At 42.6% G+C, this 14,189-nt stretch carries 10 protein-coding genes; 8 read left to right on the forward strand and 2 right to left on the reverse strand.

The features are described from left to right. Nucleotides 1-27: 27 nt before the first annotated feature. A complete protein-coding gene (locus E4635_RS12815; RefSeq protein WP_135527099.1) occupies nucleotides 28-1,695 on the reverse strand; it encodes a tetratricopeptide repeat protein in 1,668 nt (555 codons plus the stop codon). Nucleotides 1,696-1,971: 276 nt separating this feature from the next. On the opposite strand from E4635_RS12815, the gene E4635_RS12820 reads away from it, so the two are divergent. The 5 genes from E4635_RS12820 to E4635_RS12840 all read left to right on the forward strand — a co-directional run bounded on the left by E4635_RS12820 (nucleotide 1,972) and on the right by E4635_RS12840 (nucleotide 6,917). Beyond that, entirely contained in the window at nucleotides 1,972-2,340 is a 369-nt protein-coding gene (locus E4635_RS12820; protein ID WP_135527100.1) for a hypothetical protein, read from the forward strand. Nucleotides 2,341-2,450: 110 nt separating this feature from the next. Continuing rightward, a complete protein-coding gene (locus E4635_RS12825; RefSeq protein WP_135527101.1) occupies nucleotides 2,451-3,293 on the forward strand; it encodes a DUF3347 domain-containing protein in 843 nt (280 codons plus the stop codon). Beyond that, nucleotides 3,293-3,856, forward strand: a complete 564-nt coding sequence (locus E4635_RS12830) for a helix-turn-helix domain-containing protein (RefSeq protein WP_135527102.1) — start codon at nucleotides 3,293-3,295, stop codon at nucleotides 3,854-3,856. The genes E4635_RS12825 and E4635_RS12830 overlap by 1 nt, the downstream gene beginning before the upstream one ends. An 86-nt stretch (nucleotides 3,857-3,942) precedes the next feature. Beyond that, nucleotides 3,943-4,656, forward strand: a complete 714-nt coding sequence (locus E4635_RS12835; RefSeq protein WP_135527103.1) for a heavy-metal-associated domain-containing protein — start codon at nucleotides 3,943-3,945, stop codon at nucleotides 4,654-4,656. A gap of 2 nt (nucleotides 4,657-4,658) precedes the next feature. Then, nucleotides 4,659-6,917 carry a multicopper oxidase domain-containing protein gene (locus E4635_RS12840; RefSeq protein ID WP_135527104.1) on the forward strand — a complete coding sequence of 753 codons (2,259 nt, stop codon included), beginning with the start codon at nucleotides 4,659-4,661 and terminating at the stop codon, nucleotides 6,915-6,917. Between the two features lie 45 nt (nucleotides 6,918-6,962). On the opposite strand, the gene E4635_RS12845 is transcribed toward E4635_RS12840, so the two are convergent. Beyond that, nucleotides 6,963-8,729, reverse strand: coding sequence for an ABC transporter ATP-binding protein (locus E4635_RS12845; RefSeq protein WP_135527105.1), 1,767 nt, complete (start codon nucleotides 8,727-8,729; stop codon nucleotides 6,963-6,965). A gap of 253 nt (nucleotides 8,730-8,982) precedes the next feature. Between E4635_RS12845 and E4635_RS12850 the strand changes: the two genes are divergently transcribed. The 3 genes from E4635_RS12850 (at nucleotide 8,983) to E4635_RS12860 (ending at nucleotide 14,177) form a co-directional block, all read left to right on the forward strand. Further along, a complete protein-coding gene (locus tag E4635_RS12850; protein ID WP_135527106.1) occupies nucleotides 8,983-9,564 on the forward strand; it encodes a TetR/AcrR family transcriptional regulator in 582 nt (193 codons plus the stop codon). A gap of 281 nt (nucleotides 9,565-9,845) precedes the next feature. Next, entirely contained in the window at nucleotides 9,846-10,976 is a 1,131-nt protein-coding gene (locus E4635_RS12855) for an efflux RND transporter periplasmic adaptor subunit (protein WP_135527107.1), read from the forward strand. A 24-nt stretch (nucleotides 10,977-11,000) separates the two neighbouring features. Then, the gene (locus E4635_RS12860) at nucleotides 11,001-14,177 is read left to right on the forward strand and encodes an efflux RND transporter permease subunit (protein WP_135527108.1); all 3,177 of its coding nucleotides are present in this window, start codon (nucleotides 11,001-11,003) and stop codon (nucleotides 14,175-14,177) included. The last annotated feature ends 12 nt before the right edge of the window (nucleotides 14,178-14,189 follow it).

The following is a 14,189-nucleotide window of genomic DNA, read 5'->3' on the forward strand; positions in this document are numbered from 1 at the left end:
TGTGACACAAGGCCGGATAAATTGTGACTAATGTAGCGAAGCCAAGTAATCATAAAGGTTTACGCTGTCCGGCAATTCCATTTTTGAGGTGATCCTTTCCTTCCTTTTTCGGGAAGAATCCTGGGAAATATTAAGCATGGAAGCAATTTCCTTGTTGTTCAGGTTCATATAAATATACGAAATATAGCGGATATCATTTACGGAAAGATTGGTGTGTTTTGTTTTTAGGGCAGTGAGGAAACCTTGGTTGACTTCTTCAAAATGCGTTACAAAATCATTCCAGTCATTGTTAAGGTCAAGATGGCTCCTTAATGATTCCATTTGCGTAATCAGTACGTTGTTTTTGGAAACCTGTGCCAATCGTGAAAGCTCGGAGAGAATGTTCTCGATCATTTGGTTCCTTCCGGATAAATATAACGCTTTAACAGATAATTTCCTATTTTTTAGCTCTATTTCTTTTTTCAGCCGTTCTTGTTCAGACAGCAAAATGGTTTTGTTTTCGCTGCATTCTTTTTCAAATTGCAGGGATTCGTTGTTCTTTTTTATGAGTTCCAGTTCGAGAATCTTGCGGTCCCTTTCGGCAATGATTTTCCGCTGTTTGTATTTGATGGATAAACTTCTCAAAACCCAAATAACGGAAATCACGATAATTAAGATACCTGCAATGATAGAGTAGAATATTTTCCGTTCGTTGATCCGCCTGTTTTCATTAACGGTCAATTGGTTTTTATAATTGATGATCCCCAGCTTTACTTTGCTGTTTTCATAGAATTTGCTGTTTTTGGCCTTGTCGAGGTTTTTATTGGTCTTGATAATGGAATCTTTGTACTGAAAAGCAGTCTGGTAGTTCTTTTTCCGGAAATGGATTTCAGACATCACCCCAAACGCATCCAGTTTCATTTTAGGGCTTGGGTTAAGGGAGAGTACTTTGGCTACATAGGCCTGGGCTTTGTCAAGTTTGTTTTCATTAAGGTATGCTCTTGCGATGACTGTGTACAGTAAAATTCCGGTTTCATTGAAATCCAGGCTTTTGGCCGTTTTGAGTAATTCTTCCGCAGATTTCCTGGCCTGTTCCGACTTGCCGTCATTGAGGTCACAGGCGCAGAGCCCTATTTTTGCCAGGGTGAGGAATTCTTCTTTTCCGGTCAAAAGAGGCAATGCTTCATTAAAATAAGCCCTACCCAGTTTGTAATTGCCGGTACCGTTGGCCGAATTTCCCAGGTTTACGGCATACAACCCTATTTTTACAAAGTCTTTGCGTTCTTTGGCGATTTTGTATGCTCTTTTAAAATAATCATTGGCTTTGGGGTAATCTTCTTCTTCAAAATAAAGAATGGCAATATTGTTCAATACGGTCATTTCTTCTTTTGTCCCTAATTTTTTTATGGCCAAAGTATAGGCCTCCAGATAATAATTTAGCGCTTCGCCATGTTCGAGCAGCATATAATAATTTGCTCCAATATTGTTTAATGCCAGGAATTGCTGCCTGCCCCAATCGTTCTTTTTGGCCAGGTTAAGCGCATCTGTCAGTAATTGCAGTGAGCGGGAATACTGGTTTTTGTTAAGCGCTTCCTTGCCTTTTTCGATTAAAGCCTCGCATACTATTTTCGAATTTCCCTGCGCTATGGATATAGTGGGGAGCAATAGCAGGAAAACGAAGGTTAAGAACCTGAATTTGCATTTGTTTTTGAACATGACTTTGGGGTTGTAATGTTTCAGCCAAAGATACGGATAATTGAAAAAAAACAATAGTATTGAATAAAATGTTATTGTTATTTTAAAGAAAGAGCAATTTGGTTGCTAATTTACTTTTGTCAACAAAGTGTTTTGGAGTGTGTTTTGCCAGGATTTTTAGTACTAGGAGAAACCAGGATGTTTTTTCAGTGCGTGGGAAAAGCCTTGTTTTTTTTAACTCATTTTTAAGGCTCTATTGGTATAATTTTTCTAATTTTGTGTCGTTATTGGTACCAAATGAAAAAGTTTCACACCTTAGTATTGCTGTTGCTGCTGGCTGTTTTTTTGCTGCCCGGCGTGAGTTATGCGTGTGGGGCAAAAATCGAAAAATCCTGTTGCAAAAAAGAACAGAAAGCCACACCACAGAAAAAAGACTGCTGTAAAAAAAGCAAAGAATCCGGCCAAGGCCAGAAAGGCTGTGAAGGAAAATGTGGGCAGTCAAATTGCACAACTTCCACAATGCAGTATAGCGTACTATCTTTTAATGATATAGAAATCAAAGGCAATTTCTTTGGTTTCGTTACTGAGAAAAAAGTATTTTACCACCACGAAGCCACTCTTTCTTCCGGTTTCCATTCTCTTTGGCTTCTGCCAAAAATAGCGTAATTTTATTCCTGTACAGCCATAAGTCTGTCGTATTGAAGGTAAAACCTTTCAGAAAAACAATTACAAATAAAGTACGGAGCAGAAACAACTCCTTTCAAAAATTAAAAATAATGTATAGATCAATATCAAAAATATTGGTGGCAATGGTTGTATTGCTATCATTCACGGCATGCGAAGCCCAAATTAAAGATGCAAAAACAGCTACTGTAAAGATTTACGGCAACTGTGATATGTGTAAAGAAACGATCGAAAAGGCTGGGAATAGCAAAAAACTGGCTAAAGTAGATTGGAATACCGATACTAAAATGGCAACATTTACATACGATGCACAAAAGACTAACCCCGATGAAATCTTAAAACGGATTGCCTTGGCGGGGTATGACAGCGACAAATTCCTGGCTCCGGATGAGGCCTATTCGAAACTTCCGGAATGCTGCCAGTATAAAAGAGAAGTAAAGCCGGTAACCGCTACAGCGCAGCAACCAGTAAATCCTGAAACTCCAAAACCACAAATGCAGGAAAAAAATGAGTTGCAGCCTGTTTTTGAACGTTATTTTTCTCTGAAAGACGCTTTGGTAAAAACCGACGGGAACAATGCTTCCGAAAGGGCGAAAGAGCTGGTCAAAGCAATAGGTGCCGTAAAGATGGGGCAATTGGAAACAGATACCCACATGGTTTGGATGAAAGTAATGGCCAGCCTGAAAGAACATGCGGAGCACATTGCCGATACCAAAGATATCCAGCACCAAAGAGACCATTTTATGGACCTGTCCCAAAACATCCATGACCTGGTAAAAGCCTCAAAACTGCAGGCGCCGGTCTATTACCAATTTTGCCCTATGGCCAATAATGGCAAAGGCGCCCATTGGTTAAGCAAAGAAAATGCCATCAAAAACCCGTATTACGGAGCCAAAATGATGACATGCGGCAAAACCGTGGAAACGATCCGGTAATGAAGACGCTTTATATCAAAAATATGGTATGCGGCCGTTGTAAAATGGTAGTAAAGTCCGAGTTTGAACAACTCGGGCTTCCCGTTGTTTCGGTTGGTTTAGGCGAAGTCGAACTGGAAGAAGAGCTAACAGGAGAACAGAAACAGGCCTTACTGCAAAGGTTGCATGTATTGGGTTTTGACCTGATTGACGACAAGAAAAGCAAAACGATTGAAAAGATAAAAACGCTGATAATTGATTTGGTCTACCATCAAAACAACGAACTCAAGACCAACCTGTCCGATTATTTATCCAAAAACCTGCTGCAGGACTACAATTCGCTGAGCAATCTTTTTTCGGAAGTGGAAAATACCACCATTGAAAAATATTTCATCCACCAGAAGATCGAAAAGGTAAAAGAACTCATTATGTACAACGAGCTGACATTGAGCGAAATTGCTGATTTGCTGAACTACAGTAATGTGGCCCACCTGAGCAACCAGTTCAAGAAAATAACGGGTTTTACGCCTACTTATTTTAAACAGCTCAAGGACAAAAAACGCCAGCAGATCGAGCTTTTGTAAATCTTGTAAATCATTCCCAAAATTGTACAACACAAAAATAAGGGAGCTTCGGACATTTGCATTGTATAATTTAAAAACACAAAACAATGACTCACCGATATCAAATAACAGGAATGACATGCGGCAGCTGCGAAGCAAAAGTAAAATCAGCTTTAGTAATGGTTGAACATGTAACGGACGTGCAGGTTTCAAAAGAAACCCATTCGGCAACCATTACTATGGACAGGCATATTCCGCTATCGGATTTCCAGAAAGCACTGGACAGCAAATACCAAATTTCGGCTGACGGCCATAATGAAACTACCGAGCAGGCAAGGTCATGGCTGGAAACGTATGCGCCTATATTGCTGATATTTTTTTACATCAGTTTGGTCACCGTCCTGATCCAATATAAAAATGAAAGTTTTAACGGCATGGAATGGATGCGCCACTTTATGGCAGGCTTTTTCCTGGTGTTTTCTTTTTTCAAGATGCTGAACCTAAAGGGTTTTGCGGAAAGTTATGTCATGTACGATGTACTGGCCAAAAAACTTCCGGCCTGGGCCTATGCCTATGCTTTTGTGGAATTGGGCCTGGGTATTGCAAACCTTGTCAATTTCAATCCTATAGCGACCAACAGCATTACGTTTGTTGTGATGTCTATCAGTATCATCGGCGTATTGCAATCGGTACTGAACAAAAAGAAAATACAATGTGCGTGCCTTGGTGCTGTCTTTAATTTGCCTATGAGTACCGTCACTATTATTGAAGACGCTTTGATGATCGCCATGAGCGGTATCATGCTCTTAACACTACTTTAAAAATGAATAGTACAGAAAATAAAAATATAAGAAATAGTATTTTGATCGTCGTGCTGTTTTTGGTCCTGCCGGAATTGCACGCCCAAAAAACAGTACGGTACGATTTGTATGTCAGGGATACGATTGTCACTTTTTCTGGTGAAGCCAAAAGAGCGATTGCCGTCAACGGGCAAATACCCATGCCGACACTTACTTTTACCGAAGGTGATACCACAGAAATCTACGTCCATAACGAATTGGACGAAGAAACGGCAATGCATTGGCACGGTTTGTTCCTGCCCAATAAAGAAGATGGTGTGCCGAACCTGACACAAATGCCGATCATGCCGCATACGACACACAAGTACACTTTTCCGATTATCCAGCACGGCACTCATTGGTATCATAGCCATTCGGGTTTGCAGGAACAAATCGGGATGTACGGCTCTTTTATCATGAATAAAAAACCGGGCAGCCCGGATTTCAGGAAAGGTATCGATGATGTGCCTTCCATCCCGGTAATTTTGAGTGAATGGACCGATATCAATCCCGAAAATGTACACCGGATGCTCCATAACGCCACGGATTGGTTTGCTATCAAAAAAGGGACCACGCAAAGTTATGCCGAAGCCCTGCAGCAAGGGCATTTCAAAACCAAACTGACCAACGAATGGAAGCGCATGAACGCCATGGATGTGAGCGATGTGTATTATGATAAGTTCCTGGTTAACGGTCAGGCCGAAAGCCAACTCTTCCAATTTAAAGGTGGGGACAAGGTCAGGCTCCGGATCTCGAATGGCGGGGCGTCTTCCTATTTTTGGCTCACCTATGCAGGCGGTAAAATAACGGTCGTGGCCAATGACGGCAACGATGTAGAACCTGTAGTGGTAGACAGGCTGCTTATTGCTGTTTCCGAAACCTATGATGTCATCGTGACCCTTCCGGCTGATAAAACCGCTTATGAATTTTTGGCTACCGCCGAAGACCGCACCAAATCAGCCTCTTTATATATAGGAGCCGGCATTAAGCAATTGGCCCAACCGCTTCCTAAATTGAAATATTTTGAAGGGATGAAAATGATGAACGATATGATGAAAATGAACGGTGAACTGGATGATATGGGCATGCAGATGTCCCTGAACCAGATGGATATGAATGTGGTCATGTATCCTGAAATTACTGGAGAAGAAAAAAAGCAAGCCCATCAGCATACGGCAGATGCCATGAAAGCGGGAGCATCACAATACGACAGCAACGGCCTTTCGGACATGGTTACCCTGAATTATGCCATGCTCAAATCGGTAACAAAAACAAACCTTCCGGAAAATGTGCCCGTAAAAGAACTGCGTTTTGAATTATCGGGAAATATGAACCGTTATGTGTGGAGCCTGGATAATAAAGTGGTTTCCGAAACGGATAAGATCCTTATTAAAAAAGGCGAAAATGTCAGGATCGTACTCTACAACGGATCGATGATGCGCCATCCGATGCATTTGCACGGGCATGATTTTAGGGTGATTAACGGCCAGGGAGAGTATGCGCCGTTGAAAAACATCATTGATATTATGCCAATGGAAACCGACACGATCGAATTTAACGCTAATGCAGAAGGCGACTGGTTTTTCCATTGCCACATCCTTTACCATATGATGGCTGGGATGGGCAGGATTTTTACCTATGAAAACCAGGCGCCCAATCCTTTGATCCCGAATCCTAAAATAGCGCGTCGCAAGTTGTTTGCCGATGACAGGGAATTTCATTTTATGGCCGAAAACGATTTTGCCACCAACGGGAATGACGGAGAAGCCATGCTGGGCAATACCAGATGGAGTATCGGAACCGAATGGCGGTTGGGCTATAACGAAATGCACGGTTATGAAACGGAAACCCATATCGGGCGATATTTGGGGAAAATGCAGTGGATTATGCCTTTTGTCGGTTTTGACTGGCGGTACCGGAAAATGGACGAAGAGGAAATGGAGAAAAACCTGTTTAACCAATCCAATACCAAAGACAATAGGGCCGTGTTCAGCGCCGGTATCGAATATACGCTTCCGATGCTGCTTAAGGCCCAGGCTGAAGTATTTACAGACGGGAATGCCAGGATACAGTTCGAACGTATGGACATACCTATTTCCAAACGGCTGCGCATGGACCTTATGTGGAATACCGACAAGGAATATATGGCGGGGCTTCGGTATATTGTGCGGAGGAATTTCGGGATAACCACCCATTATGACAGTGACATGGGGCTTGGTTTTGGCATCAACCTCAATTATTAGGCATAAAAAAACCAGCTATTGTTCAGCTGGTTTTTTTATATACTATTATCCTGCAATTTCTTCCAGGTCCTTTTCGCCAATTTGCTGCCTCCACATGGCATAATACAAGCCTCGGAGTTTTACTAATTCCTCGTGGGAACCGTTTTCTACGATTTGGCCTTTTTCCAATACGAAAATATTGGTGGCATGCATAATGGTGCTCAAACGGTGTGCGATGACAATGGTCAGGTGGGTTTTGTCTACCGATACCTCGCGGATAGTTTCCGAAATTTCTTCTTCCGTTAAGGAATCTAAAGAAGAAGTAGCTTCATCAAAAACCAAAAGGTTCGGATTGCGCAACAAGGCCCTGGCAATGCTCAAACGCTGTTTTTCTCCTCCGGATACTTTTACGCCGCCTTCTCCAATGAGTGTGTCCAGGCCTTTATCGGCACGGTCCAAAAGCGTATGGCAGGCTGCTTTTCTCAATACATCCAGGCATTGTTCGTCGGTAGCGGCAGGATTTACGAATAGAAGGTTTTCCCGGATGGAACCCGAAAAGAGTTGTGTATCCTGTGTTACAAAGCCTAAACGTTTGCGGAACTGATCGAAATCGATTTCGTCAAAATTATGCTCATTGTACAATATTTTTCCTTCTTTAGGTTTGTAAAGCCCTACCAGCAGTTTTACCAGAGTGGATTTCCCGGAGCCTGAAGGTCCTACAAAAGCAATGGTTTCGCCCCTGCTTGCCTTAAAGGTAATGTTGCGCAGAGCATCTTTGGTCGCCGATTGGTGTTTGAATTTGACATCCTGGAATTCAAGAGTGTCGATATTGATGATAGGATACGGATTTTCCGGTTTGACTTCAACAGGGATTTTGAAAAGATTCTCGAAATTCTGAAGCGATACTTCTGCCTCGCGGTACGTATTGACCACATTCCCGATTTCCTGTAACGGCCCGAAGAGGAAAAAAGAGTAGATATTTAATGAATAAAATTCACCAAGCGTTATTTTTCCTTGGTAGATCAGGTAAATCAGGACCAAAACCATCAGCGTCCTCAATAGGTTCACACAAGTGCCCTGCACGAATGACATCGAACGGATGTACTTGACTTTTTTGAGTTCGAGTTTCAGGATTTTTTGGGTGGTGGCATTCAATTGTGCAATTTCCTGCTTTGCCAAACCTAAGGATTTAACCAGCTCGATGTTTCGGAGCGATTCGGTTGTGGTTCCTGCCAGGCCTGTTGATTCTTTTACGATCTGGATTTGTATGGTTTTGATTTTCCGGCTCAATACCGAACTGATCCAGGCAATCAGCGGGCCCGTAGCCAAAAATAAAGGCAGGATCGACCAATGCACAGAATAGGCATAAATCGAAATGAAAATCAAGGCGATGATAGACTGGAACAGGATATTGATCCCGACAGCGATTAATTTCTCAACATCTGTCCTTACTTTTTGAAGTATGCCCAAAGTTTCCCCGGAACGCTGGTCTTCAAAAGATTCATAAGGCAATTCCAGCGAATGGCTAATCCCGTCCGCATATATCTGTGCTCCAACACGCTGGGTTATCGTATTGATGTAATAGTCCTGGAAATTCTTGGCGATCCTACTAACAAAAGCAACCCCTACGGAAGCTGCCGAAAGAGGCAAAATGGCCCGGAAAAATTGGTCAGGGGTATGGATGCCAGCCTTGTATACGGTTGCCACATCATCGATGATTTTCCGGAAAATGAAAGGATCCAGCAAGGAGAAGATTTGGTTAATGGCAGCCAAAGCCAATGTCAGCAAAACGGTTGACTGGTATTTTTTGAGGTAACGGAGTAATATTTTCATAGTTTTTAAAGAGAAAAAATTCAGGGTTAACTGTTTTAGCGTAATGCATTATGCTGAAATAAAGATACTGTTTTGCCACTTTATCCCGACATGTCTGGAACATAAACCAATCAACCGGAAAAAATAATTGTATTGAAACCCTTTGATTTTATTGGGTTTTGAAAAAATCTGATGCAAATATAAATAAAAAAACATCTTTTTGAAACAATCGTTTCAAAAAATAATATATCTTTGTCCCAGAAATATCCATACCATGGGGCGCAGTGTAGAATTTAATGAATGTGAGATTATAGAGAAAGCGATGAATGTCTTTTGGGAAAAAGGCTATCATGCGACTTCTATGCAGGATTTAGTCGATGCTATGCAGATCAACAGAAGCAGTTTGTACAATACCATTGGTGACAAGCACTGCCTGTTTATAAAATGCGTCACTACATATGCCGAAGCAGGATTGCGTGAAACCAGGGAAAAAGTAGCTAAGGAAAAATCGGCGTTGCAGGCTTTGGTGAATATTATCAGGGATAAAGCTGCCTGGGTCGTGGATTGTGAAAAAGGCTGCCTCGGGGTGAAAACCATATTCGAAATCGCACCTGAAGATGTTGAGGTACGAAAAGTCCTGAGCCGAAACAACGAGATGTACCTGGAACTGTTTTCCGGGATCATTCAAAAAGCGATTAATGATGGCGAACTGGATGCTTCGGAAGATGCTTCCCTGATGGCCGAATATATCCTGACCACTTTTACCGGTTGGAAACAAGCATACATCCTGCACCAGGATCCTATCAAGATTAAAAAAATGTCAGAATACCTGATTAAGAATATTACGCGCAAGTAGTATTTTTTTTACCGAATTCTGGAATAAACATTTCAAAAAAACATACCGATAATTTTTATAACCAGTTCAAAATCAGCTTTAATTCTGAAATGAACGTTTCAAAAAAATAAAAACAAATGAGAAACCATCAAAATCTATCTTATTATATGTTAAAGTCATTTTTAATTCAAAACCAGCTCTAATTCTGAAACGTTCATTTCAAAAAAACAACAAAAACCATGGAAAAAACAGCAACAATCTCATTACAGCAACAATCAATAATTAACAACAAATCAAACATCATGAAAATTTTTATCACTTTAAGTCTCATCACAGTGTTATTAACGGGCTGCGGCAACAGTAACACAAACGCTCCAGCGCCTGTAGCGGCAACGCTTCCGGTATTAAGCATCAACGAAACCACAGCGCACACCGAGTCAGAATTCCCGGCAGCCATAGCAGGAACCACCGACGTGGAAATCAGGCCGCAGGTAAGCGGGACATTGGATAAGATATTTGTAGACGAAGGCGCTTATGTGACCAAAGGACAACCTTTGTTTAAGATTAACGACCGGCCTTACCGCGAACAGCTCAACAATGCCCTGGCCAGTCTCAATGCTGCAGAAGCAGCCGCTATAAACGCGCACCTTGAGGTAGAAAAACTTACGCCTTTGGTACAAAATAAAGTCGTTTCCGATTATCAGCTTAAAACTGCCAAGGCAAGCCTTGCCATCGCTAAAGCCAATGTGGCCCAATCCAAAGCATTGGTTGGAACAGCGCGGATCAGCCTTGGGTATACTGTAATCCAGGCTCCGGTAAATGGTTACATCGGAAGGTTGCCTAAAAAACAAGGAAGCCAGGTCAATCCTGCAGATCCTGAAGCACTAACCCAATTGTCGGATATCAAAGAAGTGCATGCTTATTTTTCTTTGGGAGAAAATGATTTTATTGCTTTCAAATCCCAATACGAAGGGAATACCATTCAGGATAAACTTAAAAAACTACCGCCGGTATCTTTAGTGCTAGCTGACAATTCGGTATACGCAGAACCGGGAAGAGTAGATATGGTTGACGGGCAGTTTGACAAAACAACCGGGGCCATTACCTTAAGAGCAACCTTTCCCAATTCAAAAGGATTGCTGCGTTCCGGGAATACGGGGAAAATAAAACTCAGCATGCAACACAAAAACAGTTTGCTGGTACCTCAGGAAGCCACTATGGAAATCCAGGACAAGATATTCGTATTCCTTTTAGACCAAAAAAATGCGGTAACCAAACAACCCGTTTCAGTAGGAGGAAAAAGCGGAAGCAATTACCTGATTACAGAAGGGATCAAAACCGGGGACAGGATCGTGGCCAAAGGGTTTGAAAGCCTTGCCGACGGCGCAGTCATCATTCCTGAAAAAGAGAAAAAGGCCATTGCCAAAATCTAATTACACTAATCACATACAAAAATTATGTTACAAAAATTTATTGACAGGCCCGTACTGTCAACAGTTATCGCTATAATCATAGTCATCCTCGGGACCATCGGGCTGACAACCCTTCCGTTGCAGCAATTCCCTGATATTGCACCGCCGGCTGTACAAGTTACCGCTTTTTATCCCGGTGCCAATGCCGAAACCGTTTTGCGTTCGGTAGCTCCTTCGCTTGAAGAAGCAATCAACGGGGTGGAAAACATGAGCTATATGAGTTCTACGGCCAGTAATGATGGTTCTTTAGTCATCACTGTAAACTTTAAGCTCGGTACCAATCCGGATCAGGCGGCCGTAAATGTGCAAAACAGGGTGTCCCAGGCAACCAGCCAGCTTCCGGTAGAAGTGGTACAGGCCGGTATTTCCACTGTGAAACAACAGAACAGCCTTTTAATGGTTGTGGATTTGTATACCGAAAATGAAAAACAATACGACCAGACTTTTTTGGCCAATTACGCACAGATCAACCTTGTTCCTGATATCAAAAGGATTCCGGGCGTAGGCCAGGCCTTGATTTTCGGAAGCAGTAAGGATTACTCCATGCGCGTTTGGCTGAATCCTTCTAAAATGGCCAGTTACAATCTGACACCAAGAGAAGTCATGGCGGCCATCCAGGACAAAAACCTGGAAGCGGCACCCGGGAAATTCGGCGAAAGCAGCAAAGAAGCCTTTGAATATGTAATCAAATATAAAGGGAAGCTCAACAAACCAGGAGAATATGAGAATATTATCATCCGTTCCAACAGCGACGGTTCTGTGTTGCGCCTGAAAGATATCGCCAGGATCGAATTCGGTTCCTATACCTATGGAAGTACCACACAAGTAAACGGTAAATCAGGACTGAATATCGCAGTATACCAATTACCAGGCTCCAATTCGAGCGATGTACAGATTGCCGTAAAGGAAATGATGGAAAAAGCTTCTAAAGATTTTCCGAAAGATGTCAAACACCTGATTTTATACAATACCAAAGATTCACTCGATTTATCGATCCAGCAGGTTAAATCTACGCTGATTGAAGCTTTCATCCTGGTATTTATCGTAGTGTTCCTTTTCCTTCAGGACATTCGTTCTACCTTGATTCCGGCTATTGCGGTACCGGTTTCCATTTTAGGGACTTTCTTTTTCATGGATATTTTCGGGTTTTCGATTAACCTGCTTACGCTTTTCGCATTGGTACTTGCCATCGGGATTGTTGTGGATGATGCCATTGTCGTGGTCGAGGCGGTACATGAGAAAATGCACAGCAAAAAGCTTTCGCCAAAATCAGCCACTACATCTGCCATGAGCGAAATAACAGGTGCGATTATCTCGATTACGCTTGTCATGTCGGCCGTTTTCCTTCCGGTTGGTTTTATGGAAGGTTCCACAGGTGTTTTTTACAGGCAATTTGCTTTTACACTGGCTATTGCCATCGTGATCTCGGCAGTAAACGCCTTAACCTTGAGCCCAGCTTTGGCGGCTTTGTTCCTGAAAGATACCCATAACGAAGAGCATGGAAAAAGTGAAGCATCCAAACCTAAAAATTTCAAGGAGAAGTTCTTTGTCGGGTTCAACAGCGGATTTGAAAAATTAACCAATAAATATGTCAACAGTGTCCGTTACCTGATAAAATTCAGATGGATCAGCCTTGGCGGATTGGTAGTAGTCATCCTGGCGACAGCTTATATGGTGAAAACCACACCAACCGGATTTATTCCTTCTGAAGACCAAGGTTTTATAGCTATTTCCTTGTCTATGCCTGCAGGCGCTTCCCTGGACAGGACAAAAACAGTAATGGCAGAAGTAGAAGAGGTACTTGGAAACATGGAGTCCAAAAAAACACTGATGAAACTTTCCGGATTCAATATGCTTACCCAATCGAGCAGCCCGTCTGCCGGAGTGGCGTTTGTTTTGCTGAAACCTTCCAAAGAAAGGGGAGAAATAAAAGACATCAACGACATCATGAATGAAGTACGTGGGAAATTAAGCAGCGTGAAAGGCGCGAATTTCTTTGTCTTTACCTTCCCAACCGTACCCGGATTCAATAATGTCGACGGACTGGATATTGTATTGAAGGATAAAACCGGAGGCAGCATCAGTAAATTCAGTGGCATCAGCAATGCTTTTGTTGGCGAACTGATGAAACAACCGGAAATTGCGGTGGCCTTTACCAGTTTCAAAGCCGATTATCCGCAGCTGGAAATGGAAGTGGACGATGTCAAGGCAGAGCAATTAGGTGTAAATGTGAAAGAAATATTGCAAACAATGCAAACCTATTTCGGAAGCACGCAGGTTTCGGATTTCAACAGATTTGGAAAATATTACAGGGTTATGGTGCAGGCTGAAGCCGAATCCAGGGCCAATCCGGAATCAATGAACGGAATCTTTGTCAAAAACAGGCTGGGGGAAATGGTGCCTATCAATACCTTGGTAAAACTGAAAAGGATCTATGGTTCGGAAACTGCTTCCAGGTACAATTTGTTCAATTCCATCAGTGTAAATGCCATTGCCAAACCGGGAATCAGTTCAGGAGCTGCTATCAAAGCGGTTCAGGATGTTGCCGAAAAAAGCCTGCCAGCCGGTTACACTATTGAGTTTTCAGGGCTTACAAAAGAAGAAATCTCTTCAAGCGGCCAATCTGCCATTATATTCGGGTTGAGTTTATTGTTTGTGTTCTTCTTGCTCGCGGCCCAATACGAAAGTTACATCCTTCCGGCAGCGGTTATCCTTTCAATACCTACGGGGATTTTCGGAGTCTTCGCCGCGATTGGCCTGGCGGGCATCGAAAACAATATATATGTCCAGGTAGCCTTGGTGATGCTGGTCGGGTTATTGGCCAAAAATGCCATCCTGATTGTAGAATATGCCGTTCAGAGAAGACAGGCCGGAAAATCGCTGTTGGCTTCGGCTATAGAGGCGGCAAAACTTCGCCTTCGTCCTATTATCATGACCTCACTGGCCTTTGTGGTTGGGCTTACGCCGATGATGCGTGCCACCGGGCCGTCTGCTTTGGGTAACCATTCGATCAGTATCGGTGCAGCCGGCGGTATGGTTTCAGGAGTTGTTTTGGGAATTTTTATCATCCCTGTATTATTTGTGGTGTTCCAATACCTGCAGGAAAAAATTTCGGGCAAACCGTTGGCAGTAATCCATAATGAAGAAAAATCCGGCCATTAAATCTTACGGATC

Source organism: Flavobacterium humi (assembly GCF_004745595.1).
Taxonomy (GTDB): domain Bacteria; phylum Bacteroidota; class Bacteroidia; order Flavobacteriales; family Flavobacteriaceae; genus Flavobacterium; species Flavobacterium humi.